The organism is Streptomyces sp. NPDC002838, assembly GCF_040295365.1.
In the GTDB taxonomy this organism is placed as follows: domain Bacteria; phylum Actinomycetota; class Actinomycetes; order Streptomycetales; family Streptomycetaceae; genus Streptomyces.
Genome location: NZ_JBEOVF010000016.1, coordinates 123,780 through 146,967, shown reverse-complemented (window position 1 = coordinate 146,967; position 23,188 = coordinate 123,780). Strand labels below are relative to the sequence as shown.

Sequence of the window (23,188 nt, the reverse complement as noted above, 5' to 3'; positions counted from 1 at the left end):
GACCGCGCCGGACATCCGCCTCCTCACACGGAAAGCACGGAACGAACCATGAGACTCGACACGCCCTTGCGGACACCGGATTCCCTCCGGGCGATCCGGCCGGGCCGCGCTTTCCTCACCGTGGCCGCGGTCGGGGCCCTGCTGCTGACCGGATGCTCGTCTTCCGACAACCCCGGTGACGCGGCTGCGCCCACCGGCAAACCTGTGGACGGCGGAACCCTCCGCTACGCCGTGACCGGCTCACCCGCCACGGCGAGCGACGACCCGCACGGCGGTCTCGGCAACGAATCCGATCTGCTGCGCTTCGCCCTGGCCTACGACGTGCTGACCGTCCCCGGCAAGGACGGTGAATCCAAGCCACGACTGGCCGTCTCCTGGAAACCGAACAAGGCCATGAACCGCTGGACGTTCATGCTCCGGGACGACGCGAGGTTCACCGACGGCCGCCCGGTGCGAGCCGCCGACGTGCTGTACTCCCTGCGGCGCATCGCGGACAAGTCGGCCGAGAACTACGGCCGGCTCGCCGACTTCGACATGAAGGCGTCCAGTGCCGACGGCGACCACACCGTGGTCCTGGCCACCCGCGCGCCCATGGCCCAGGCGGCCAAGGCCCTGGAATCCGTCAGTTTCATCGTGCCCGAGGGCACGAAGGACTTCTCGAAGACGGTCCCCGGCTCGGGTCCCTTCAAGGTGCGGACCTCCGGGGCACAGACGGCCGTACTGGTCCGCAACGACCGCTGGTGGGGGTCGCGCCCGCATCTGGACCGTATCGAGATCCAGGCCGTCGCCGACCCCCAGGCCCGCGCCAACGCCGTCACTTCGGGGCAGGCCGACGTCGCCGGAAGCGTGAGCCCCGCCGCCGTCAAGAGCGCGGGGAACAGCGGCGGGCTCCAGGTCGTACGACGCAAGGGCGTCACCGAGTATCCGTTCATCATGCGGATGGACACCAAGCCCTTCGACGACCCGCGGGTCCGGGAGGCGTTCCGTCTCGCCACGGACCGCAAGGCCCTCGTCGACACGGTCTTCCTCGGCTACGGGCAGATCGCCAACGACCTGCCCACCCCGTACGACCCCTCCTACCCCGCCGACCTGCCGCAGCGCGGCCGCGATGTCGCGGAGGCCAAAGAACTTCTCCGGCAGGCCGGTCACGCCGACGGGCTGAACATCACCCTGCACACCACGACCGCTTACCCCGGCATGGACACCGCTGCCACCCTGTACGCGCGGCAGCTGTCCGAGATCGGTGTGAAGGCCAAGGTCAAGGTCGAACCGGCCGACACCTACTGGACCGCCGTGTACGCCAAGAAGGCGTTCTACACCGGCTACTACGGCGGCATCTCCTTCCCCGACCTGGCGCGGGTCGGCCTGCTCTCCACCTCCCCGACCAACGAAACCGCCTGGAAGAACAAGCAGTTCGACGCCGGCTTCACGCGGGCCATGGGAACGCTCGACGCCGACCGGCGCAACACCCTGCTCGCCGAGATCCAGCGGGACCTGTGGAAGGACGGCGGCTACGTCGTGTGGGGCACCGGCGACGGGCTGGACCTCGCGGCCCGCGGCGTGGCCGGACTGCCCGACGGCCCCGGTTTCCAGCGGATGTTCATCGACCAGGTGTGGATGGCGAAGTGACCCTCCGCCCGTTTCCGCGGCCGGTCCTGCTCACCGTGGCAGCGACGGCTGTCGTCTTCACCGCCACCGAGCTGCTGCCCGGCGACGCGGGCGACCTCCGGCGCGCGGGACGGGCGTCGGAGCAGGACATAGCGGACGAGCGCGACCGGCTCGGCCTCGACCGGCCGGCCGCGGTCCGCTATCTCGACTGGCTGTACGGTGCGGTCCGCGGCGATCTCGGCCGGTCCCTGGTGAGCGGCCGCACCGTGACCGGGCTGTTCGCCGAGCGGCTTCCCGCCACGGCCGCCCTCGTCGTCTTCGCGCTGGCCGTCACCGTGCTGCTGACGGCGGCCGCCCTGACCGCCGCGTTTCTGCGCGGCGGTCGTGGTGGCGCCCTCGCGACCGGGCTGGCCGCCGTACCGCAGTCGGTCCACGCGGCCGTACTCGGCACGGTCTTCGCCGGGATCCTGGGCTGGCTGCCGGCCGTGTCCCTGCTGCCGCCCGGCGGTTCGCCGTTCGACGCGCCTCAGGCGCTGGTGCTGCCCGGCGTCACCCTGGCGCTGCCCTCGGCGGCGTACGCCACCGCGCTGCTGCGCGGAACGCTCGTCGACACCCTGCGCCGGCCCCATGTGAGCGATGCCCGCATGCGCGGCGTGCCGCCGCCCCTCGTGCTGGTCCGGCACGTCCTGCCCTTCCTGCTGGTTCCGGCGCTGCGGGTGACCGCTCTGGTGGCCGGCGGACTGGTGGCCGGCACGGCTCTGGTGGAGACGATGTTCGGCTATCCCGGCACCGGCAGCCTGCTGGTGTCCGCGGTCGCCGTGCGTGACGTACCCGTGGTGCAGGCCGCCGCGTTGCCTCCGGTCGTCGTCCTGCTGCTGTGCATGCTCGTCGCCGACCGCCTGGCCGTGCGCCACTCGGGGCGGTCCGGTTCCACCGTGTACGGCAGGGGCCCAGCCGTCGCGGCGGCTGTCGGAGGGCGAGCCTGATGCGCTCCTTCCTGACCGGCCCGGTTGCCGCTGCCCCGGTCACAGCTGGGGCCATCGCGCTCCTGGTACCGCTGGGGCGATACGCCGCCCCGCACGACCCGGAACAGCAGATCGGCCCGCCCTGGTCGCCGCCGGGCTCAGCGGCTCCCCTGGGGACGGACGGCCTCGGACGCGACGTGCTGTCGCGGGTGCTGCACGGGGGCACCGAGCTGCTGACCGTCTCTATGCTCGCCGCGGTGGTGGCCGTGAGCTGCGGCACTGCGCTCGGCCTGGCCGCCGGGTGGGCAGGCGGGCACACCGCCCGTGCGGTGTTCTGGCTGTGCGACCTGCTACTCGCCGTTCCCGCCCTCGTCCTTGCCCTGGTGCTGGCCGTGGCACTACCAAGCGGGACGGCGGTGGTCGTGGCGTCCGTGCTCAGCGGCACGCCGCTCACCGCCCGAGTGGTGGCCGGCGAATCGGCCCGGCTGCGCACCAGCGGCCATGTGCACGCGGCCCTGGAGCGGGGCGAGACGGTACCGTCCGTCCTCGCCCGCGAGGTGCTGCCCGCGCTGCGCGGCCTGGTGACGGCCGACGCCGGACTCCGGCTGGTGACGGCACTGCAGATCGCCGCGGCGCTCGCCGTCCTGGGGTTGGGCCCACAGCCGCCGGAGCCCGACTGGGCGCTGATGCTCAGCGAGAACCTTCCGGGCGCCTCGCTCAACCCAGTGGCGCTGCTGGCGCCAGCCGTGCTGCTGGCCGGCTGTGCCTGGGCCCTGGCCGCCGCGGCCCACCGGGCAGGGCCGGGCAGGGACGGAAGCCCATGACCGCCCCAGAGCGCGAGTCACCGCTGCTCGCGGCGGACGGGCTGACCGTGCACCGGGCGGCGGACGGTGCCCTCGTCCTGCCGCCGACCGATCTGCGGGCCGCGTCCGGACAGGTCGTCGTCATCGCCGGGCCCTCGGGGGCAGGCAAGACCACTCTGCTGCACGCTCTCCTCGACACCCTCCCGGCGGGCTTGCGCCGGTCGGCCGGAACCGTGCGCTGGGAGGGCACGCTCCTGAAGAAGGGGGGCCCCGCCCGGAAATGGCGCCGTATCCGGTGCGGCCTGCTGGGCCAGGACCCCGGCGCCGCGTTGCATCCGCTGTGGCGCGTCGGACGCCTGATCGGCGAGGACCTGGTCGGCGACCGCGGTGCCCGAGCGGCACGCGTCGCTGAGCAACTCGACCTCCTCGGGCTGCCGCCCGAGATCGTTTCCTGCCGCGCGGGCGAACTCTCCGGTGGCCAGGCGCAGCGGGTGGCACTGGCCCGCGCGCTCGTCGCGGACCCGGCCCTCCTCGTCCTCGACGAGCCGACATCGGCCATGGACTCGGCCACGGCGGCCTTGGTGAGGCGGGCCATTGCGGCCCGGCGAGGCTCGCCGGGCCGCTGCGTGGTCCTGGTGACCCACGATGAGCGCCTCTTCGGCGAACTGGCCGATGTCACCGTCCGCGTCGCACCGGCCGACAAGGCCGGTGTGCCCTGCGTGCCGTCGGAGGCCGGCCCGACTGGACCGGGGCTGCTTCCCACGCTGTCGCATGCCGACCCCGGCGATCCTGTGGCCGCATCCTCGCCTCTCGCAGGGGACGGCTCCCACACCCAGGCATCTCCCGGGGCCGAGAGCGTCGAGCGGCAACCGGCGCCCCACGTCACCGCAGCGCCTCGGCAGGCCATGGCCCTGTCGGCCCGGGGCCTGCTGCTGACCACCCCTGATGGCGCGGTGCTGCTGGAGGACTGCGATCTCGACCTGTCCGCTGGAAGCGCGACCGCCGTGGTCGGGACCTCGGGCGTCGGCAAGACGACGTTGTTGCACGCCCTCGTGGGCCGCCGTCCCGCGGCCGCCGGGATGCTGCTGCTGCACGGCACACCGTTGCCGGCCGCCACCCGGCACCGCAGCCGGGACCAGCTGCGCGCTGTGCAGCTCGTCGGACAGAGCGCTGTCGACGAACTCAACCCCGCCCAGCGCGTGGGGCGGGCCGTGGCCAGACCGCTGTCCGTGCTGCACGGCCTGGACCGGGCCGCCGCCCTGGCCGAGGCTCAGGCGGTGCTGGCGGCTGTCGGGCTACCGCCCGGTACCGCGGCACGTCGCCCGCACATGCTCTCCGGCGGCCAGCGCCAGCGGGCCGTTCTCGCCCGGGCCTTGGCCGCGCGCCCCGACGTACTGCTGCTCGACGAACCGACCGCGTCCCTCGACCCCGACACCGCCCGGTCCGTGCTCGACCTGCTGGACCGGATCCGCGAGACAGGGACCGCGATCCTGGCCGTCACCCATGATCCGGCCGTGGCGGCCCGCGCGGATGACGTGTTGGCGCTGCGGGACGGCCGCCTCGTCGCGATTCCCCCGGCTCCCCTCGGCTCTCCGGTTCCTTCCGCCCACCCGCCCGCCGCGCCTGCGCGACCCCGCACCGAACGAACGGAGCCTCCCGTTGTCCGATGAAGCGACCACTGACCCCACCACCGACGCAGTCAAGACAACCGCTCTGATCGCCGACCACCCCTGGGTGGCCGACGCACGCCCCGCACCCGGCGGAGTCCTGCTGGTCACCCCCCATCCGAGCGCCACAGCCGTTCTTCCCGCACCCGGGCCCCTGGTCCGCGAGCACCTCGCGCACTGGGCGGAGGTGTACGAATGGGTGTACGAGACGGGTGAGGGCCGGCACGCCGACGACCTGGACCTGTCCGGCTGGCGCTCATCCGATACAGGAAAGCCGCTGCCGGCCGCCCATATGCGTGACTGGGTCGACCGTACGGTCGACCTCGTCCTCTCCCAACGGCCCCGTCGGCTGCTGGAACTCGGGTGCGGTACGGGCCTGTTGGCCCACCGGCTGCACCCGCGGCTGGACGGCTATGTCGGTACCGACGTGACCGAGGTGGCGGTCGCCCGGCTGCACGCCGCCGGACTGCCCCGTACCGCCTTCGTGCGCGCGGCCGCCCACGAGGCGCAGGCGCCCGCAGTCCGGCAGGCGATGGACCGGGTGTTCGGCCCCGGCGTACGTCCCGACTGCGTCCTGCTGAACTCCGTCACCCAATGCTTCCCCAACCTCGTGTACCTGACGGCGTTCCTGCACCACGCGCTGGCCGCGGTCGAGGACGGCGGCACGGTGATCGTCGGCGACGTCCGCCACTCCGGGCTGCTCGAAGACCACTTCGACCGGGTGGAGAGGGCTCGCGACCCCGAAGCGGCCGACGCGGACATCGCCGAGCGGGTCGCTTCGGCCGTGGCGGGGGATGAGGAACTGTCGTTCGCCCCCGAGGCAGTGCGCGAGATCCTGGCCGCCCAACCCCGGACCGTCCGGATGAGCGTCCACGCCCGGACGATGGCCCAGGACACAGAACTCACCCGGTACCGCTACGACCTCGTCCTGCACGTCGGCCCCACCTCCGGCCTCCCGGACGGGTCCGAGGTGCGCCGGCTGCCCTGGCAGGGGCTCGCAGGCCAGGAACTGCCGACGGTTCTGCGCGCGGCGCCGGCAACGGGGCCGGTCGTCCTGCACAGCATCCCCAACGCCCTCCTCGTGACAGCCCCGGACGCCGTCACCCCCTATGACCTGCGACAGGCACTGACAGGTACGGACGCTGCCGTGCTGCTCGACTCCGGCGACCCCCGGATGCTCGCCGTGGCCGCGCCCGCCGACTGCGCCACGGCGGCGTCCCACGGCCCGGTTCGGGCACCGGTCGGCCGCCTGGCCCACGAGCCGCTGCCCGCGTTCGTACGGCGCCGACTGCCGGAAGTCCTGCGCGACCATGTCCGCCGTGCCGCACCCGGCACGGTACCGCCGAAGATCGTGGTGGACGACGCGCCGGCGGGGGAGACGCGATGAGGGTGCCGGACGTGGCCGACGTCCTGTCCGCACTCCCCGAGGTCGCCGCCTGGCAGCTGGTGCCGGGCGGCGCGGGGGACACCCTGCTGGTCGCCGGGCCGGTCGTCGACGGACCAAATGACGACCTCCCCATGGAAACCGGCTGGGCCGAGAGAGCCGTGTCTGACGCCGCCGCCTCCGGCGACGCCGCCGTGACCGGCACCGACCTCGCGGAACTCCCGGCCCTGATGCGCCTGCTGGACGAGACCGCGCTGCTGACCATGGCCCGCGTGCTGGACCGTACCCGTCTCTTCCGCGACGCGGCGCCGCACACGGCCGCCGAGATCGTGGCGGCGCTGGGTACGGCGCCCCGCCACGCGTGGATCGTGCGCCGCTGGCTGCGCACCCTGGCCGCGGAGGGACGGCTCGCCCATGACCCGGCCACGGAGCACTACCGGGACCTGACCGCGCCCGGCCGTGCGGAGTACGCCCATGCCCGTCGCACCCTCGACGAGGCCCGTCGCGGCATGGGCTATCCGGAGTCCATGACGCGTTTCTTCTTCGCCGCGGCCGACCGGCTCCCCCTCCTGCTCCAGGACCGCGCGAGCCTGCAGGAAGTGCTCTTCCCCCAGGGAGAGACGGACACGGCCGAAGGCAACTACCGCGACAACGTGCCGAGCCGATGGGCCAACCACGCCGCCGCCGACCTGATCGCGCGCGAGGCCCGCAGACGAGAAGGAGGGGAAAACGGCAGTCGGCCGCTGCGTGTTCTGGAGGCTGGGGCCGGGGTGGGCGGCACCACGGAAGCGGTGCTGAGAGCCCTCGGCTCCGCTCCGGTCGATTATCTGTTCACCGATGTGTCCCGGTTCTTCCTTCAGACCCCGCGCACCCGCTTCGGCACCCACCGCGGCCTGCGCTCGGCCCTGTTCGACATCAACCGCGACCCGTTGGCGCAGGGTTTCACCCCCGCTTCCCACGATGTGATCCTCGCGGCGAACGTCCTGCACAACGCGCGCCACGTCGGCCGTGCTCTCTCCGCCCTGCGGGAACTGCTGGTGCCGGACGGCCTGCTGGTGCTCGTCGAGTCCTGCCGGGAGCACTACCAGGCACTCACCTCGATGTACCTGCTGATGTCGCCTCGGGCGGACGAGGAGGGCTGGTTCACCGACCTGCGGGCCGGCCAGGACCGGGTCTTCCTCACCGAAGGGGAGTGGGCGCGGCAGCTGGACGCGGCCGGATTCCGGCCCCTGCCGGTCCTGCCGCCCGACGGGCACCCCCTGACCGCCCTCGGCCAGCACGTCGTCGCGGGCCGCCCCCGACCCGGCCGAGGCCGGCCCGACCCCGGCCGCGTCACACGGGCGCTCGCCCAACTGCCCGAGACGGCCCGTCCCGCACGCGTCCACGCCGTGGACCGCGTTCTGCCCACCACCACGTCTGGAGTCAGCCGTTGACTTCTTCACCCCCAGTTCCCGCACCTGACGCCCTTGACGACCTCGTGCAGGCCGTGCGCGGTGTCTGGGCCGACGTCCTGGAGACGGACACCGAGTCCATACCAGCCGACATCAGCTTCCTGAGCCTGGGCGGAGACTCCGTGCTCGCTGTGCGCATGGCAGCGCTGATCCGCAAGCGGCTGGGTGTGAACCTTGCCCTGTCGGACGTACGCGTCGAACACACCGCAGCAGTTCTGGCGGCGCTCCTCCACGAGCGCGGCACTGCGGGCGGACTGCCCCGCAGTCTGTCCCTGGACCTTGAGCGGCGAAAGGATCCGGACGCGCCCTTCCCCCTCCTGCCGCTCCAGCAGGGCTACTTCGTCGGCCAGCAGGATGCCTGGGAGCTGTCCTACCGTTCCGCGCACCACTATGTGGACATCCAACTGGAGGACATCGACAACGAAGAGATCGCCGAGGCGCTTCAGGACGCGCTGGAGCGGCTGGCGGAACACCAGTCGGTGCTCCGGGCACGCATCCTGCCCGACGGCAGGCAGCGGATCCTCCCCCTCGACGACCCCGATGCCATGCCGCAGTTGCGCGTGACCGATCTCAGCACCGCGGGGGAGGAGGAGACAGCCACCGCGCTCTCGGCGATCCGGCGGGAGATGAGCACCGAGGGCCCCGACCCGGCCGTGGGCTGCGGACTCGACATGCGGCTCACCCTGCTACCCGGGAACCGCGCCCGGTTGCACTCCTCCACCAGTCTGCTGATCATCGACGGCTGGTCGTCCGGAGTCTTCTACCGGGATCTGTTCGCCCTCGTCTCCGACTACAACGCGGTACTCGCCCCCCTGGAGGTCGACTTCGGAGACTACGTCGCGAGCCTGCGCGACCTGCCCGACACCGAGGAGTGGCGCCAGGACCGCGACTGGTGGTGGAACCGCCTCGACGACTTCCCGCTGCCTCCGGCGCTGCCTCTTGTGGCCGACCCGGCCGATGTGCGGCCGACGTTGATGGGTACGCGGCAGGCCGTGCTCGACGCCGAGCGGTGGGCCGCGCTGCGCGCTCACTGCGCCGAGCACGGTGTCACCCCCTCCGCGGCCATGTTCGCCGTGTTCTCCGCCGCCGTGGCCCGGGCCTGCGGACACCGGCGCTTCCTGCTCAACACCCTTCAGCTGAACCGGTTGCCGCTGCACCCGGACGTGCCCCGGCTGGTGGGAGCCTTCTCGTCCACCATGCTCATGCCGGTCGAGCTGCCCGAGAACGCCGTGTTCTCCGATCTGGCGATCAGCGCCCAGCATGCCGTCTCGGACGCGCTCGCGCACCACCTGGTCTCGGGAGTCGAGGTCTCCCGGGAGCTTGGCCGCCGCCGTGGCACCCGGCGTCCGGTCGCCCCTGTGGTCTTCCAGAGCACTCTGGGAGTGGATGCGGCGCTGGGCAGCGAGGTCCCCCATGAGGCAGGTCCGCTCGGCCGGATCGATCTGCTCAGCCATCATCAGCAGCTGAGGACTCCTCAGGTGGCCCTGGAGCTCCGGCTGTTCGAGCTGCGCGGCGAACTCGTCGTCGTCTTCTCGCTGGTGGAGGAGCTCTTCGCCGCCGAGGACGTGGACCGTATGTTCCAGGACGTGGTGAGCACCGTCGAATCCCTGGTGGAGAAGGAGGCATGGTCGGCCCCGGTCACACTGCCCACCACACGGGACGCACCGCAGTCGGACACCGTCGGCACGGCGCCCGGCGGACGGCTGTCCGTCCCGCCGGCACAAGACGTGTCCGGCGAGGAGCCCGGGCCTCCCCGTGACGATCTGGAGCTGGCCGTCGCGGCGGAGTGGGCCGAGTTGCTCGAGTGCGCGGTGACCGACAGAGCATCGGACTTCTTCGCCTTGGGCGGGGATTCGCTGCTGGCGGTACGGATGCTCGGCGTATTGGCCCGCAAGGGTGTGGGACGGGTGACGCCGCGCCGCTTCCTCGAACGACCCACGGTGGCCGGTCTCGCCGATGCGGTACGTGACGGCGGACCGGCCGCCGCGGGATGACCGCACGCGGCGAGGGCGGCCAACGGACGACCGTCCGCGGCGGGAGCACCCTGGCGCTCCCGCCGCCGGCCGGGTCAGCCGGCGAGCCCCGCGTCCTCGCGGAAGAGCTCCTGGTCCAGCCAGACCGCGGCGCGCGCTCCGTCGGCGGCCCCCGTGATCACAAAGGTGAGCGCGTCCGGCAGTGCCTCCAGGCGTGCGGCATCACCGGCCGCGTAGACGCCGGGCACGCTCGTCCGCTGAAACTCGTTCACGCGGATGCACCCGTCGGGCAGCATCTCGCAGCCGAGTTGCTCGGCGAGTGCGGAGTGCTGCCTGGTGGGCGCCCGGTGGTAGACGGCCTGGCGTTCCAGCACCCGTCCATCCTCCAGTACCAGCCGCACCTCGCCCTCCTTGCCCTCGATCCGGGAGACCGGGGTCTCGTCGACGGCGATCCCGGCGGCGGCGAGCCTGCCGGCCGCCTGCTCGGGCACCGGATGTCCGTCGGTGCACACCACCACGTCGTCGCTGAACCGGTCGGCGATGTACAGCGCCTGCATCACCTGCGGCAGCTCGCGGCCCAGAACGGCGATGGTCATACCCCGCGTCTCCCAGCCGTGGCAGAAGGGACAGTGATAGACACCCCGGCCGAAGAGCTTGTCGACTCCCTCCACCTGGTCGAGGACATCGACCTGTCCGGTGGCGAGGATCAACTTGCGAGCCGCCAGCCTGCTGCCGTCGGCGAGCGTCAGCGTGAACCTGTTCGCCTCCTCCGCCGCGGCCGTGGCCACCAGCGCCTCTCGGATCTCCACACTCGGGTAGGCCGCGAGCTGTTCACGGCCTATGCGGCGCAGCTCGGCCGGGGACGCGCCGTCACGGCTGAGGAACATGTGCATCTCGGCGGCCGGTGCGTTGCGTGGTTCACCGCTGTCCAGGAGCAGCACCCTCCGGCGCTGACGGCCCGACACCAGCGCCGCGTTGAGACCCGCAGGGCCCCCACCGACCACGACTACGTCGTACGACATCGTTCTCCTCTGCCCAGAGTGATCACGGTCCACTGCTCAGCATCTTAATGATAATAGTTTTCATTTGTATGTGATGGTGTGTAATTTTCCACGACGAAGGGCGAACTCATGGACTCCACCGCGGCCATCGGCATCCTCGGCGGCTACGGAGCCGTCGGAACCGCAGTAGTACGCCGGCTGTACCGCGCGGGTGTCGGCCCGCTCCTGGTGGCCGGCCGGGATCCGGCCCGTGCCGAAGCCTCCGTCGAGTCGCTCGGCGCGACCTCAACCGCTGTCCGTGCCCAGGCCGTTGACCTCTGGGACGCGTCACTGGACGCGTTCCTCGCCCGTTGCCGCCTCGTCGTCAACTGCGCGGGCCCGTCCTACCGTGTGCTGGACACGGTGGCGCGGGCCGCACTGCGCCACGGCGTGGACTACGTGGACGCGGCGGGCGACGACCCCCTCCATGCCCGGCTGCGCGCACAGGGCGGCGCCGATGAGTGGGCGGCCGCAAGCCGCACCGCCGTCCTCTCCGCCGGAGCGCTGCCGGGACTGTCCGGGCTCCTTCCGCGCGTCCTGCTGGATCAGGTGGCACGGCCCATCCGGCTGGAGGGATACCTCGGCGGCGTGGCTTCGCTCACCCCCGCCGCCGCGGGAGACGTGCTGCTCGCCCGAGGTCCTGAACACGGAATCCCCTCTGCGGCCTGGGAAGACGGACAGACCCGCGACCGCGCCCTTGAACCACGGCGCGGCCTGCGGCTCCCCGCGTTCCCTCAGCCGGTCACCGCCTTCCCCTTCCTGTCCACCGAGGCCGTCCGACTCGCGCGGGCCGCCAGGATCCGGCGGGTGCACTGGTACACCGTCTTCGGCGGTGAGCACCTCGCCGAAGAACTGGCCATGGCCTGGGCCATGGACGACACGGAAACGGCGGGTCTGGTCCGGGCCGCCGAGGCGGACGTACGTCGCCACGGCTCCTGGTACGGGCAGGAATTCCGCCTCTGGAACGGGACGGACGACGGCCCGCCCACCCGCACTCTCACCCTCCGCGCCGAGGACTCCTACGAACTCAGCGGCTTTTTGTCCGCCACCGCCGCACATCACGTCCTCGCCGGCCATGTGAAGCCCGGTGTTCACTTCGCGGCGGACGTGCTCGACCCGCTGTCGACTGTCCAGACCTTGGCGACGGACCCGGTGGCCGAGCTGGACATGGCGTGATCGCCGGTCGGCTTCTCGCCACACCGTGGTAGTCGTCCGGCACGGCGCTGGTGCTCAACGTCGGTGTCGCCCCCCCGGGCTGACGAACCGGCTGACTCGCCGGGCCCACGACGCGATGGGCGGGCGCCGAGCGGCTCGATCCGTCAACCCTGGGATGCCACCGCTCACCGCGCCAAGCGGCGGCGTCCTGGCGCCGGCCATCACCCGGTACGGCTGACACTCTCTGGCCCGCCCGGGGCTCCCCTGCCGGCCGTGCTGGAGGCGCTGTTGTGGGCGGCGGCCCGAAGCCCTGTGCAGCGGCCGCTCGACCAGGCCCGCCGGGCTCGCACGGATGCCGCACAGGATGCCTTCCAGGGGAAGGCCGATCGCGTCCTGACGCGCACCGGGGAGGCCTTCCCGACGCGAACCAGACGCGGCAGGCCCTGCTCACCGACACCGACGGCACCGCCTGGTTCCCGCCCTTCGGAGGGCCTACTACAAGACGAAGGACCGACTGCGCTGACGGCACCGCCCGCTGGGGCCTCCCACCGACTCCCTGTGGAAGGCCCCAGCGGCGTCTGCTTCCGCGTTGCCCTCACGCGGCTGATCACGGTTACCCGGCGAGCTCCTTGGTGATCCGGTCCAGCATGAACGCCGAGGACTCTTGGGCCCGTTCCTCCCAGGCGAAGACGCAGGACGTGGCGACGCCGTCGAAGTTCATCTCGCGCAGGGTGCCGAAGAAGGTGTCCCAGTCGACCTCGCCCTGGCCGATGTCGAGGTGCTGGTGGATGCGGGCCGGGGTGCCGGGCGGGTTGAGGATGTAGCGCAGGCCGGAGGAGCCCTTGTGGTTGAAGGAGTCGGCGATGTGCACGTGCTGGAGCTTGTCGCCGGCGTGGCGCATCATCGCCGCGATGTCGGCGCCGACCTCGGACGCGCCCGAGAGGTGGAAGGTGTGCGGGGCGCAGTAGAGGTAGTTCACCCAGGGCTTGTTGATCGCGCGGACGAGGTTGACCGCCGGGGTGTTCTCCTCGCAGAAGTCGTCGGGGTGCGCCTCCAGGTTGAGGGCGATGCCCTCCCGCTCGAAGACGGGCAGCAGTTCGTCCATGGAGCGCCAGAACGCGGCCTCGCTCTCGGCGGCGCGCTCCGGTCGCCCGTTGAACTCGGAGTTCATGAGCGGGCATTCGAGCTCTGCGGTGATCTCGATCATCCGCTTCCAGTAGCGGACGGCGGTCTGCCGCTCGGTCTCGTCGGGCGAGGACCACTTGTACAACGGCAGCACGGAGGACAGCTGCACGCCGTACGTGCGCAACGACCGCTTGAGCGCGGCGACCCGCTCGTCGTCCGCCCGCGGGTGCACGAAGAACGGCATGAAGTCGTCGCGCGGTGACAACTCGATGTACTCGTAGCCGAGTTCGGCGACCGTGCGCACCATCGCGTCCATGGGCAGGGCGCGGAGCATGTAGGGGTCGAGGGCGATCTTCATGCGGTGCCTCCGTAGAGGGTGGGGCGGGGCTTCATGTCGACGGTGACGACGGTGCCGTCGGATTCGAGGGACTTCACGGCGGCGTTGGTGATGACGGTGGCGGCGTAGCCGTCCCAGGCGGACGGGCCGGTGAGTTCGGCGCCCGACTCGACGGAGGCGATCCACTCGCGGAACTCGGTGTCGAAGGCGTCCGCGAAGCGGGCCTTCCAGTCCTGGAGGACGGCGGTGCCGTGCCGTCCGGCCGTACGGACCCCCACGGCGGCCGGGTCGGGCAGCCGGACCTGGCCCTCCTCGCCGACGGTCTCGCACTGGATGTCGTAGCCGTACTGGCAGTTGACGAAGACTTCGAGGTCGATGCGGACCCCGTTCGCGGTCTCGAAGTACAGCAGCTGCGGGTCCTTGAGATGCGCGAACCGCTTGCTCGTGGCGCGCGGGGTGATCACCTGGGCGGAGACGATCTCGTCGTCGAGCAGCCAGCGCAGGGTGTCGATCTCGTGCACGGCCGTGTCCTGCGCGGCCATCGCGGAGTGGTACGACTCCGGCACGGTCGGGTTGCGGTGCGCGCAGTGGACGATCAGCGGGGCGCCGATGGAGCCGGCGGCGATGACCTCCTTCATCTGGCGGTAGCCGGCGTCGAAGCGGCGCATGAAGCCGACCTGGACCAGGCGGCGGCCGTGGGCGCGTTCGGCCTCGACGATGTTCAGGCAGTCCTCGGCGGTGGTGGCGAGGGGTTTCTCGCAGAAGACGGGTTTGCCGGCGGCGATGGCGTTCAGGACGTGCTCGGCGTGGGTCGGGCCCCAGGACGTGACGAGGACGGCGTCCACCTCGGGGGAGGCGGTGAGGTCGGCGCCGGTCGGCAGGGCGGTGGCGCCGACACGGGCGGCCACCCCGGCGGCGCGGGCCCGGTCGATGTCCGTCACGGCGGTGACCCGTGCTCCCGTGACGACCTCGGTGAGTCGTCGTATGTGGTCCTGGCCGATCATTCCGGCGCCGATGACACCTACACGTACGGTCATGGTCGAGTCCTTACTGCTGAAGGTCAGGAGAAGCGGGCGCGGAGTTCGGCCTCGAGGCCCTCGAGCGTGCGGCCCTTGGTCTCGGGGACGTAGAGCTTCACGAAGGTGAGCGAGAGGACGCCCGCCGCCACGAACAGGAAGAAGGTGTTGGAGATCCCGATCCCGTCGACCAGGGACGGGAAGACCAGGCCGATCACGAAGTTGGTCAGCCACAGCACCACGGCCGCGACGCCCATCCCGAAGCCGCGCATCCGCATCGGGAAGATCTCCGACAGCATCAGCCAGGTCACCGGCGAGATCGCGCCCTGCTGGAAGGCGAGGAACGTGACGGTCATGGCGAGCAACGCGTACGCCCGGCCGTCACCGGAGGGCAGCGTGAGGGAGAAGATGCCGATCATCAACAGGGCGACGGTGGTGCCGATCTGACCGGTCATCAGCATCGGGCGCCGGTTGACGCGGCCCAGCAGCCAGATGCCGACGAACGTGGCCAGCACCGAGATCACACCGTTGGCGATGTTCGCGGTCAGGGCGCTGTCGGAGGCGAATCCGGCGTCGGTGAGGATCTGGGTGCCGTAGTACATGATCGTGTTGACGCCGGTGATCTGCTGCACGATCGCGATGCCGAAGCCGACGAACATCAGCCTGCGCACCCACGGCGTGGACTTCATGTCCTGCCAGCCGCCGAGCTTCTCCTGCTCCTCCTTGACGGCGAGCGCGGAGACCTCGCTCAGTTCCGCTTCCGCCCGCTGCCGGGACCGTACCTGCTTGAGAACTTCCAGCGCCTCGCCGAAGCGGGTTTTCGAGGCCAGCCAGCGCGGGCTCTCCGGCATGACCAGCATGCCGAACCAGAGCACGACGGCCGGCAGAGTGGCGACCACCAGCATCCAGCGCCACACACCGCCGGACTCGCCGCCGACGTCGGCGATGATCGCGTTGGAGGTGAATGCCAGCAACTGCCCGCTGACGATCATGAGTTCGTTACGGGTGACGAGTGCGCCGCGCCGCTCGGCGGGGGAGACCTCGGCGAGGTAGACGGGCACGGTCACCGAGGCGCCGCCGACCGCGAGGCCGAGCACGAAGCGGGCCACCACCATGACGGCGGTGGTCGGCGCGAGTGTGCAGCCGAGCGCGCCGACGAAGAAGACCACGGCGAGGATGAGGATCGTGCGGCGGCGTCCGCGCGCGTCCGAGAGCCGGCCGCCGGTCACCGCGCCCAGCGCGGCGCCGAGCAGGAGCGAGCTGGTGACCATGCCCTCGGTGACCGGGGTCAGGCCCAGGTCGTCGGTCATGTAGGGCAGGGCGCCGTTGATGACACCGGTGTCGTAACCGAAGAGGAGGCCGCCGAAGGTGGCGATGACGGTGATGAGCCGCAGCCGCCGGGACACGGCGGGCGGGGCGTCGTCCTTGACGGTGGTGGCCGGTGTCGGGTCGTCCCTGACGTCCATGGGCGTCTCCTACTTGTCGTCGTTCGGACGCCGGGTGCCCGCGAGGCCGCAGCCGACCAGGTGCTCACGGGTGCTGACCGCGATGGGCAGCGGCACCTCCGGAGCGCACGGGTACAGGTCCTGCTCCACGATCACGAACAACTCGGCGTCGAGCCGGGCGAGTTCGGCCACCACGTCAGCGGGTTTCGGCACGCCCGCGGGCGGCGAGACGCACACTCCGCGCCTGACGGCCTCGCCGAAGGAGAGGTTCTCGGCGTCGACCTGGGCGAGGATCTCCGGGTCCATCTGCTTGATGTGCACGTAGCCGACGCGCTCGCCGAACCGGCGGATCAGGTCGAGGCTGTCGCCGCCGCCGTAAGCGACGTGCCCGGTGTCCAGGCAGAGGTTCGTGTAGCGGCCGTCGGACTCGTTCAGCAGCCGCTCGATCTCGGGCTGTGTCTGGATGTGGCTGTCCGCGTGCGGGTGGATGACGAGGCGTACGTCGTACTCGTCGAGGAGCAGCCGGCCGAGCCGGTCGGCGGCCCGGCCGAAGCCCGCCCACTGCTCGGCGGTCAGCTCGGGCGACTCGGTGAACGCGCCGGTCTTCTCGTCCCGGTACATGGGCGGGATGAAGACGAGATGGTGGGCCCCCGCGGCGGCGGTCAGCGCGGCGACCTGCCGGACGTGGGCGAGCGTCTCGTCCCAGGCCCCGGGGCGGTGCAGCGCGCCGAACGCGGTACCCCCGGAGACCTGGAGCCCACGGGCCTCCAGTTCCTCCTTCAGGCGCTGGGGGTCGGCGGGGAGGTATCCGTACGGCCCGAGCTCCAGCCACTCGTAGCCGGCCTCGGCCAGCTCGTCGAGGAAGCGGGTGTACGGCACCTGGTGCTCGTCCTCGGGGAACCACACGCCCCAGGAATCGGGGGCCGAGCCCAGACACAGGTTGCCTGCGATGGTGCGGAGCGGGGTGGGCGCCGTTGCCATGACGTGTCCTTCGGGGAGGGGACGGTAGTCAGTGGACGAATATGCTGTCGCGCTCTACTAGCGCGCTCTAGTCCGAGTACGATGAGCCCTGTCCAAATGTCATGTCAATAGCTTGCTGCCGGGAGATTTCGAGAGCCAGCTAAGGTGGCCGGCGTCGGAGGGTGGTTTCACAGGTGAATGCATCGGGCAAGCAGCGGCCCACGATGGCGGACGTCGCCGAGAAGGCGGGCGTCTCCCGGGCGCTCGTCTCGATCGTGTTCCGCAACCAGCCGGGGGCGAGCGAGGAGACCCGGGAACGGGTGCTGCGGGTCGCCGACGAGATCGGCTACCGGCCCGACAGCGCGGCCCGGCTGCTGGCCCGCGGGCGCAGCCGCACGCTCGGTGTGATGTTCACCGTGCACCAGACCTTCCACACGGACCTGATCGAGGGGATCTACCCCGAGGCCGAGCGTCTCGGTTACGACGTCCTGCTCTCCGCGGCGGCGCAGGGCCGCAGTGAGGAGAAGGCGGTCGAGGCGCTGCTCAGCCATCGCTGCGAGGCGCTGATCCTGCTGGGTTCCGGCGCCGACGCCGCCTACCTGGACGAACTCGGCCGCCGCACGGCGACCGTGTCGGTCAGCCGCCGCGTCCCCCACGCCCGGGTGGACTTCGTGCACAGCGCCGAGGGCAAGGGCGTACGGCAGGCCATGGACCACCTCGTCGAGCTGGGGCACCGCCGGATCGCGCACATCGACGGCGGCCGCGGCCCCGGGTCGGCCGAGCGCCGACGTGCCTACCGGGCCGCTATGCGCCGGCACGGGCTGGAGCCCGAGGCGCGGGTGATCCCCGGCGAGCACACCGAGCAGTCGGGCATCGAGACGGGACGCCTGCTGCTGGCCGAACGCGACCGGGGGCAGGCCCTGCCGACGGCGGTCCTCGCGGGCAACGACCGGTGCGCTTGGGGCCTGTTGATGGCGCTGACGCGGGCGGGCGTCGAGGTCCCGCGCGACGTCTCCGTCGTCGGCTACGACGACAGCCACCTCTCCCACCTGATGCCGATCGGCCTGACCACGGTCCGCCAGGACGCCTTTCTCATGGCGGAGCATGCGGTGCGGTTCGCCGTGGAGCGGCTGGACAACCCCGCGTCGGAGCCGCGGGAGGCGGTGCTGGACCCGAAGCTGGTGGTGCGGGGGACCAGCGGTCCTGTGCGCTCGTGATCGATACACCTGGGGCCCGCCCTGGCGGTCGTGCCTGTCGCCGTGGCGGGCCCTGTGGTTCACGTGTCGGTCAGCGCGTCCCCTTCGCCGCGAACTCGGCGACGGCGTCCACGTTGTCCTTCGTGATGAAGGCCGGTCCGGTGAGGACGGGTGCGGTGCCGCCTCCGCTGAAGTTTCCGTTGGTCTTGTACAGCCACAGGGCGTCGACGGCGAGGTACCCCTGAAGGTAAGGCTGCTGGTCGACCGCGAACTGGATCTTGCCGTCCTGGATGGCCTTCACCAGATCCTTGTTGAGGTCGAAGGTCGCGACCTTGGCCTTGCTCCCCGCGTCACCCACCGACTGCACCGCCGTCAGCGCGACCGGGGCACCGAGGGTGACCACCTGGTCGATGGAGGAGGCCTGACTGAGCTTCGCGGTGATCGTCGACTTCACGGACGGCATGTCCGTGCCGTTGACGTAGAGGATGTCCGTCTTGCCGCTGAAGCCCTTCTTCAGGCCGGCGCAGCGGGCCTCCAGGGCGACCTGCCCCTGTTCCTGGACGACACAGAGGGCGTGCTTGGCGCCGAGCTGGTTGAGGCGCTCGCCGAAGGCCTGGCCCGCGATGTTCTCGTCCTGGCCGAAGTACTCGAGCATGCCGAGCTCTTTCCAGTCGCCCACGCCGGAGTTGAAGCCGACGACCGGGATGCCGGCGGCCTTCGCCTTGGCCACCACGTCCTTCATCGCCTGCGGCTTGGCCGCGGTGAGCGCGATGCCGTCGACCTTCTGGTCGATGGCGTTCTGCACCAGGTTGGCCTGGGTGCCGGCGCTCGGATCGCTGGAGTGGACGAGCTTGATGTTGTCCTTGGCCGCGGCGGCCTGGGCGCCCTTGCGGATCAGGTCCCAGAAGGTGTCGCCCGGCGAGGCATGGGTGACCATGGCCACGGTCATGCGGGGGGTACTGGCCTTGCCCGCGGCAGCGGCGCCCCCGCCTTCCTCGGACTTCTTGCCGCCTGAGCTGCTGGAGCAGCCGGCGGCGAGCAGTGTGCCGGTGAGGACGGCGGCGGTCAGAGCTGCGGCCCGGTGATGTCTGTGCATGTCCCTTGCACCTCGCTGTGCTGGTGGGTGGCGCGAGATTGACTAGAGCGCTTTATTAGCGCGCTCTAGTGGCAGGAACTATGGAGTGCCCTCCGGGGGATGTCAACAGGTATGTCAGGACGTTCCAACAAAGGGTGCCGTGGGGGTGGTGGTGCGCCGCCGGTGTCCGGTGGCGCACCACTGTCGGGGTCAGCTCTGCTTGGGCTCAGCCTGCTGGACCACCTCGAAGGACCACAGCGTCGAATCCGTCGCGGCGGGCTTCGGCCGCTCGCCGCCCTCCGCGGACCCGCCACTGTGCGCCGCCTGCCCGCGACCGGACATCCAGTTCTGGAAGTCCTCCTCGGTGCGCCAGCGCGTGTACACGAGGTAGGTGTCGGTGCCCTCCACCGGGCGCAGCAGCTCGAACCACTCGAAGCCGTCCGAGCTCTCCACCGTGCCCGCACGCGCGGCGAACCGCTTCTCCAGTGTCTCCCGCTGCTCTTCGGGGACCGTGAGTACGTTGATCTTGACGATGCTCATGGCCCCATTGTGCAGGCCGCCGGGGTCGGCGAAGGCGGCGGTTAGGTGGTTTTCACCGACGCGGGCGCACCTGGCGTACGGCCATCGTGGCGGCATGACATACCCCGAGCGGATCGACACCGCCGCACCTGTGATCGCCCGGCACGAGATCAGCATCGACGCGCCCTTGGAGCCGGTCTGGCGCCTGCACACCGACGTCGACCGCTGGCCGCTGTGGCAGCCGGACATCAGCGCCGCCCGCAGCGACGGTGCACTGGCCGTCGGCGGTACCTTCCGATGGAGCACGGCCGGGCTCGACATCGCCTCCACCGTGTACGCCCTTGAGGCCCCGCACCGGATCCTGTGGGGCGGCCCCGCACACGGCATCACGGGCATCCACCTGTGGAGCTTCCACCCCGCGCCGGACGGGACGGTGCTGGTCCGCACGGAGGAGTCGTGGGACGGCGAGCCCGTGCGCACCGATGTCCCCGGCATCCAGCGGGCCCTCGACGACTCGCTCAAGCACTGGCTCGGCCACCTGAAGAAGGCCGCGGAGAGCGGCGCGGCGTGACAGAGCTCTCCGGCACCGCGGGCATCGACCGCGCGGGGCTCGGCCGACCGGACTGGGCACCCCTGGCGGTGCTCGCCACCGGCCAGTTCCTGGTGGTCCTGACGACCTCGATCGTCAACGTCGCGCTGCCCACCGTCAGCGACGGCCTCAGGCTGTCGGAGCAGGGCCAGGCCTGGATCGTGAACGCCTACGGGCTGGCCTTCGGCGCGCTCCTGCTGGTCGGTGGCCGCGCCGCCGATCTGCTGGGGCGGCGCACGGTTCTGCTGGCCGGTCTGGGGCTCTTCGCCGCCGGGTCCGTCCTGGCGGGAAGCGCCCCGACGGCGTGGCTGCTCATCACCGCCCGCGCGCTCCAGGGCGTGGGCGCCGCCGCCCTGGCCCCTGCGGCCCTCGCCCTGGTGATGGTGGTGTACCCGGCGGGGGCCGCGCGCAGCCGGGCCCTCGCGGTGTGGGGTGCGGTGTCGGCCGTCGGCGGCGCGGCCGGCGTCCTGCTCGGCGGCCTGCTCACCGAGGCGCTGGGCTGGCGCTCGGTCTTCTGGGCGCCGGTTCCCGTGACCGTGCTCGTGGTCCTCGGCTGTCTGCGGTACGTCGACCGCGACGCACCACAACCAGCGGGCGGTGGCTCCGACTTCCTGGGGGCAGCCGCGGTGACCGCGGGACTGGTCGCCTTCGTTCTCGGCGTCAGCGGTGCCGGACGTACGGGATGGCTGTCGGAGGCGGTCCTGGCACCCGTCGGGTCGGCCGTCGTCCTGCTCGGCGTCTTCCTCGTCGTCGAACGCCGCACAGCCCAACCCCTGTTGCCGCTACGGCTGTTCGGCACCGGCACGGTGGGGCCGGCCAATCTCGCCATGGCCCTGCTGGGCGCCGTATGGGTCGCGATGTTCTTCTTCCTGCCCCTCTACCAACAGCGGGTTCTCGGCTACGCCCCTCTCGTCACCGGACTCGCCCAGCTCCCGCTCGCGGGCGCCAACGCCCTGGCCTCGTGGGCGACCCCGCACCTGGCCGTACGGTTCGGCGCACGGCGCACCCAGACGGCCGGGGCGCTGCTGCTGGCCGCCGGGCTGCTCTGGTTCGGGCGGCTGCCGACCGACGGCGGCTTCGCCGCCGACATGCTCGGCCCGTCACTGCTCGCCGGAGCCGGCCTCGGCATCGCGTTCGTCCGGCTCACCGCCGGGGCCGTGGAGGGCGTTCCCGCCGCGGACGCGGGCATCGCCGGCGGGCTGGTCAACACCACCCGGCAACTCGGCGGCGTGGTCGGCCTCGCCTTCCTGAGCACCCTGGCCACCGCCCGCACCGACGCCGCACCGGCGGACCTGACACACCTTCAAGCACTCAACGAGGGGTACCGACTGGCCTTCACGGCCGGGGGAGTCCTCACCCTGATCAACGCCCTGCTCATCGCGACCGCGCTGCGCCGTTCCACGGCCCGCCGCGATTCGCTCGTCACGACTGGAGATCACCGATCATGACCGACCGCCCCACCACGGACCCGACCGCGGACATCGGCACCAAGCCGTACATCGCGGGCCACTACACCCCCGTCGCGGACGAGATCACCGAGGTGGATCTCAAGGTCCGCGGCACCCTCCCGCCCGAACTGACGGGCCGCTACTTCCGCAACGGACACAACCCCAGGCCCGGCGACGTCCCCACCCACTGGTTCCGGGGCAGCGGCATGCTGCACGGCGTCCGCCTGGAGGAGGGCCGGGCGAGCTGGTACCGCAACCGCTGGGTGCGCACCCCCGCCCTGGACGGCGCCCCGTACCTGCGCGAGGACGGCAGCGTGGACCTGACCGCCAGCATCGCCGGCACCCACGTCGTGGAGCACGCGGGCCGCATCCTGGCCCTGCAGGAGGCCAACCTCCCCTTCGAGGTCACGCCCGAACTCGACACGGTCGGCGCCTACGACTTCAAGGGCAGGCTCACCACCGCGATGACCGCCCACCCCAGGGAGGACCCCGAGACGGGAGAGCTGCACTTCTTCGGCTACTCGCCGTTCCCGCCGTACCTCACCTACTACGTGGCCTCGGCCGCCGGCGAGATCGTGCGCGGCGAGGTGATCCAGGGCGCGGGGCCCAGCCTGATGCACGACTTCGGGCTCACCCGCCGGCATGTGGTCTGGCTGGACCTGCCCGTCGTCTTCGACCCGGCCGAGCACTCGGGCATCCCCTACCGCTGGAGCGACTCCTACACTCCCCGGATCGGCGTCATGCCGCGCACCGGACCGGCGGAGGTGACCTGGTACGAGGTCGAGCCGGGCGCCATGATCCACGTATCGGGCGCCTACGAGGACGAGCAGGGACGGATCGTCGTCGAAGGACCCCGCTACGACCGTGCCGCCTGGACGACCAGCTGGAAGTGGTGGGTCGGCGCCCCGGGCCATGTGTCGGAGCCGCTGATCGGCGCCCTGCCCCACCGCTGGATTCTGGATCCGGCCACCGGTACCGCCCGGGAGGAGGACCTCGACTCGCTGGTCACCGAGTTCCCCACCATCAACGACGCGGTTCTCGGCACCCGTCACCGCTACAGCTACGCGATCGCCTTCCCCGGCGCCGGGCTGGGAGAGCACGCCCTGGTCAAGTACGACCACCGCGGCGGCACCCGGCAGGTGGCGCCGGCCGGGCCCGGCCGGCTGCCCGGCGAGGCTGTGTTCGTGCCCGCGGCGGGCGGCAGGGCGGAGGACGACGGTTATCTGCTGACGATCGTCAGCGACCTCGCCGAGGACTCCTCCGAACTCCTGGTGCTGGACGCGGGCGACATCACGGCGCCGCCGATAGCCGCCGTCGAACTGCCGCGCCGCGTTCCCGGCGGGATCCACGGCTCCTGGATACCCGACGAGGCCGGTGCGGGAGCACCGGGCATGCGGTAGCCGTTCGGTGGCTCCGCGGCGCGCGTCGGCCG

Annotated in this window: 19 protein-coding genes; 12 read left to right on the top strand and 7 right to left on the bottom strand. The window is 71.6% G+C overall.

Translation table 11 applies throughout. The annotated features are described in order from the left end of the window. Positions 1-48 precede the first annotated feature (48 nt). Genes ABT063_RS21820 through ABT063_RS21790 form a run of 7 tightly spaced genes read left to right on the top strand, consistent with a single transcriptional unit; the run spans position 49 to position 9,872 of the window. Positions 49-1,629 (top strand): ABC transporter substrate-binding protein, encoded by a 1,581-nt coding sequence (locus tag ABT063_RS21820; RefSeq protein ID WP_351059028.1) that lies wholly within the window; start codon positions 49-51, stop codon positions 1,627-1,629. Beyond that, positions 1,626-2,594 carry an ABC transporter permease gene (locus ABT063_RS21815; protein WP_351059027.1) on the top strand — a complete coding sequence of 323 codons (969 nt, stop codon included), beginning with the start codon at positions 1,626-1,628 and terminating at the stop codon, positions 2,592-2,594. The genes ABT063_RS21820 and ABT063_RS21815 overlap by 4 nt, the downstream gene beginning before the upstream one ends. Continuing rightward, a complete protein-coding gene (locus ABT063_RS21810) occupies positions 2,594-3,397 on the top strand; it encodes an ABC transporter permease (protein WP_351059026.1) in 804 nt (267 codons plus the stop codon). Before ABT063_RS21815 ends, ABT063_RS21810 begins: the two co-directional genes overlap by 1 nt. Then, positions 3,394-5,046 carry an ABC transporter ATP-binding protein gene (locus ABT063_RS21805; RefSeq protein WP_351059025.1) on the top strand — a complete coding sequence of 551 codons (1,653 nt, stop codon included), beginning with the start codon at positions 3,394-3,396 and terminating at the stop codon, positions 5,044-5,046. The genes ABT063_RS21810 and ABT063_RS21805 overlap by 4 nt, the downstream gene beginning before the upstream one ends. Further along, positions 5,036-6,430 carry a methyltransferase domain-containing protein gene (locus tag ABT063_RS21800; RefSeq protein ID WP_351059024.1) on the top strand — a complete coding sequence of 465 codons (1,395 nt, stop codon included), beginning with the start codon at positions 5,036-5,038 and terminating at the stop codon, positions 6,428-6,430. The genes ABT063_RS21805 and ABT063_RS21800 overlap by 11 nt, the downstream gene beginning before the upstream one ends. Continuing rightward, on the top strand, positions 6,427-7,860 hold the full coding sequence (locus ABT063_RS21795; protein WP_351059023.1) for a class I SAM-dependent methyltransferase: 1,434 nt from the start codon (positions 6,427-6,429) through the stop codon (positions 7,858-7,860). The genes ABT063_RS21800 and ABT063_RS21795 overlap by 4 nt, the downstream gene beginning before the upstream one ends. Then, complete coding sequence (locus ABT063_RS21790) at positions 7,857-9,872, top strand: condensation domain-containing protein (protein WP_351059022.1); 2,016 nt, start codon at positions 7,857-7,859, stop codon at positions 9,870-9,872. The genes ABT063_RS21795 and ABT063_RS21790 overlap by 4 nt, the downstream gene beginning before the upstream one ends. 74 nt (positions 9,873-9,946) lie before the next feature. Here ABT063_RS21790 and ABT063_RS21785 read toward each other — a convergent pair whose 3' ends face one another. Continuing rightward, positions 9,947-10,873, bottom strand: coding sequence for an NAD(P)/FAD-dependent oxidoreductase (locus ABT063_RS21785; protein ID WP_351059021.1), 927 nt, complete (start codon positions 10,871-10,873; stop codon positions 9,947-9,949). Between the two features lie 108 nt (positions 10,874-10,981). On the opposite strand from ABT063_RS21785, the gene ABT063_RS21780 reads away from it, so the two are divergent. Continuing rightward, positions 10,982-12,067 (top strand): saccharopine dehydrogenase NADP-binding domain-containing protein, encoded by a 1,086-nt coding sequence (locus ABT063_RS21780; protein WP_351059020.1) that lies wholly within the window; start codon positions 10,982-10,984, stop codon positions 12,065-12,067. 592 nt (positions 12,068-12,659) lie between these two features. On the opposite strand, the gene ABT063_RS21775 is transcribed toward ABT063_RS21780, so the two are convergent. The 4 genes from ABT063_RS21775 to ABT063_RS21760 are packed head-to-tail and all read right to left on the bottom strand — an operon-like array spanning position 12,660 to position 16,950. After that, a complete protein-coding gene (locus ABT063_RS21775; protein ID WP_351059018.1) occupies positions 12,660-13,529 on the bottom strand; it encodes a sugar phosphate isomerase/epimerase family protein in 870 nt (289 codons plus the stop codon). Then, positions 13,526-14,545, bottom strand: a complete 1,020-nt coding sequence (locus tag ABT063_RS21770) for a Gfo/Idh/MocA family oxidoreductase (protein WP_351059017.1) — start codon at positions 14,543-14,545, stop codon at positions 13,526-13,528. The genes ABT063_RS21775 and ABT063_RS21770 overlap by 4 nt, the downstream gene beginning before the upstream one ends. A gap of 23 nt (positions 14,546-14,568) precedes the next feature. After that, the gene (locus ABT063_RS21765; protein ID WP_351059016.1) at positions 14,569-15,990 is read right to left on the bottom strand and encodes a sugar porter family MFS transporter; all 1,422 of its coding nucleotides are present in this window, start codon (positions 15,988-15,990) and stop codon (positions 14,569-14,571) included. A 9-nt stretch (positions 15,991-15,999) separates the two neighbouring features. Next, positions 16,000-16,950, bottom strand: coding sequence for a TIM barrel protein (locus tag ABT063_RS21760; protein WP_351059015.1), 951 nt, complete (start codon positions 16,948-16,950; stop codon positions 16,000-16,002). Between the two features lie 203 nt (positions 16,951-17,153). Here ABT063_RS21760 and ABT063_RS21755 point away from each other — a divergent pair, with 203 nt between their 5' ends. After that, entirely contained in the window at positions 17,154-18,146 is a 993-nt protein-coding gene (locus ABT063_RS21755; protein ID WP_351059056.1) for a LacI family DNA-binding transcriptional regulator, read from the top strand. Positions 18,147-18,216: 70 nt separating this feature from the next. Here the strand turns inward: ABT063_RS21755 and ABT063_RS21750 are convergent, their stop codons facing one another. Together ABT063_RS21750 and ABT063_RS21745 are read right to left on the bottom strand one after the other, a co-directional pair. After that, positions 18,217-19,221, bottom strand: a complete 1,005-nt coding sequence (locus ABT063_RS21750) for a sugar ABC transporter substrate-binding protein (protein WP_351059014.1) — start codon at positions 19,219-19,221, stop codon at positions 18,217-18,219. 189 nt (positions 19,222-19,410) lie between these two features. Continuing rightward, complete coding sequence (locus ABT063_RS21745; protein ID WP_351059013.1) at positions 19,411-19,740, bottom strand: antibiotic biosynthesis monooxygenase family protein; 330 nt, start codon at positions 19,738-19,740, stop codon at positions 19,411-19,413. 94 nt (positions 19,741-19,834) lie between these two features. On the opposite strand from ABT063_RS21745, the gene ABT063_RS21740 reads away from it, so the two are divergent. From ABT063_RS21740 to ABT063_RS21730, 3 genes are read left to right on the top strand one after another with little or no spacing between them, the layout of a single operon-like run. Beyond that, on the top strand, positions 19,835-20,290 hold the full coding sequence (locus ABT063_RS21740; protein ID WP_351059012.1) for an SRPBCC family protein: 456 nt from the start codon (positions 19,835-19,837) through the stop codon (positions 20,288-20,290). After that, on the top strand, positions 20,287-21,756 hold the full coding sequence (locus ABT063_RS21735) for an MFS transporter (protein ID WP_351059011.1): 1,470 nt from the start codon (positions 20,287-20,289) through the stop codon (positions 21,754-21,756). Before ABT063_RS21740 ends, ABT063_RS21735 begins: the two co-directional genes overlap by 4 nt. Further along, on the top strand, positions 21,753-23,156 hold the full coding sequence (locus ABT063_RS21730; RefSeq protein WP_351059010.1) for a carotenoid oxygenase family protein: 1,404 nt from the start codon (positions 21,753-21,755) through the stop codon (positions 23,154-23,156). The genes ABT063_RS21735 and ABT063_RS21730 overlap by 4 nt, the downstream gene beginning before the upstream one ends. Positions 23,157-23,188 lie beyond the last annotated feature (32 nt).

Coding starts and splice junctions, on each gene's coding strand:
- ABT063_RS21775 (WP_351059018.1), bottom strand. CDS start 13,529: ATGAAGATCGCCCTCGACCCCTACATGCTCCGCGCCCTGCCCATGGAC.
- ABT063_RS21795 (WP_351059023.1), top strand. CDS start 6,427: ATGAGGGTGCCGGACGTGGCCGACGTCCTGTCCGCACTCCCCGAGGTC.
- ABT063_RS21740 (WP_351059012.1), top strand. CDS start 19,835: ATGACATACCCCGAGCGGATCGACACCGCCGCACCTGTGATCGCCCGG.
- ABT063_RS21760 (WP_351059015.1), bottom strand. CDS start 16,950: ATGGCAACGGCGCCCACCCCGCTCCGCACCATCGCAGGCAACCTGTGT.
- ABT063_RS21755 (WP_351059056.1), top strand. CDS start 17,154: ATGGCGGACGTCGCCGAGAAGGCGGGCGTCTCCCGGGCGCTCGTCTCG.
- ABT063_RS21745 (WP_351059013.1), bottom strand. CDS start 19,740: ATGAGCATCGTCAAGATCAACGTACTCACGGTCCCCGAAGAGCAGCGG.
- ABT063_RS21770 (WP_351059017.1), bottom strand. CDS start 14,545: ATGACCGTACGTGTAGGTGTCATCGGCGCCGGAATGATCGGCCAGGAC.
- ABT063_RS21750 (WP_351059014.1), bottom strand. CDS start 19,221: ATGCACAGACATCACCGGGCCGCAGCTCTGACCGCCGCCGTCCTCACC.
- ABT063_RS21780 (WP_351059020.1), top strand. CDS start 10,982: ATGGACTCCACCGCGGCCATCGGCATCCTCGGCGGCTACGGAGCCGTC.
- ABT063_RS21785 (WP_351059021.1), bottom strand. CDS start 10,873: ATGTCGTACGACGTAGTCGTGGTCGGTGGGGGCCCTGCGGGTCTCAAC.
- ABT063_RS21805 (WP_351059025.1), top strand. CDS start 3,394: ATGACCGCCCCAGAGCGCGAGTCACCGCTGCTCGCGGCGGACGGGCTG.
- ABT063_RS21765 (WP_351059016.1), bottom strand. CDS start 15,990: ATGGACGTCAGGGACGACCCGACACCGGCCACCACCGTCAAGGACGAC.
- ABT063_RS21730 (WP_351059010.1), top strand. CDS start 21,753: ATGACCGACCGCCCCACCACGGACCCGACCGCGGACATCGGCACCAAG.
- ABT063_RS21810 (WP_351059026.1), top strand. CDS start 2,594: ATGCGCTCCTTCCTGACCGGCCCGGTTGCCGCTGCCCCGGTCACAGCT.
- ABT063_RS21820 (WP_351059028.1), top strand. CDS start 49: ATGAGACTCGACACGCCCTTGCGGACACCGGATTCCCTCCGGGCGATC.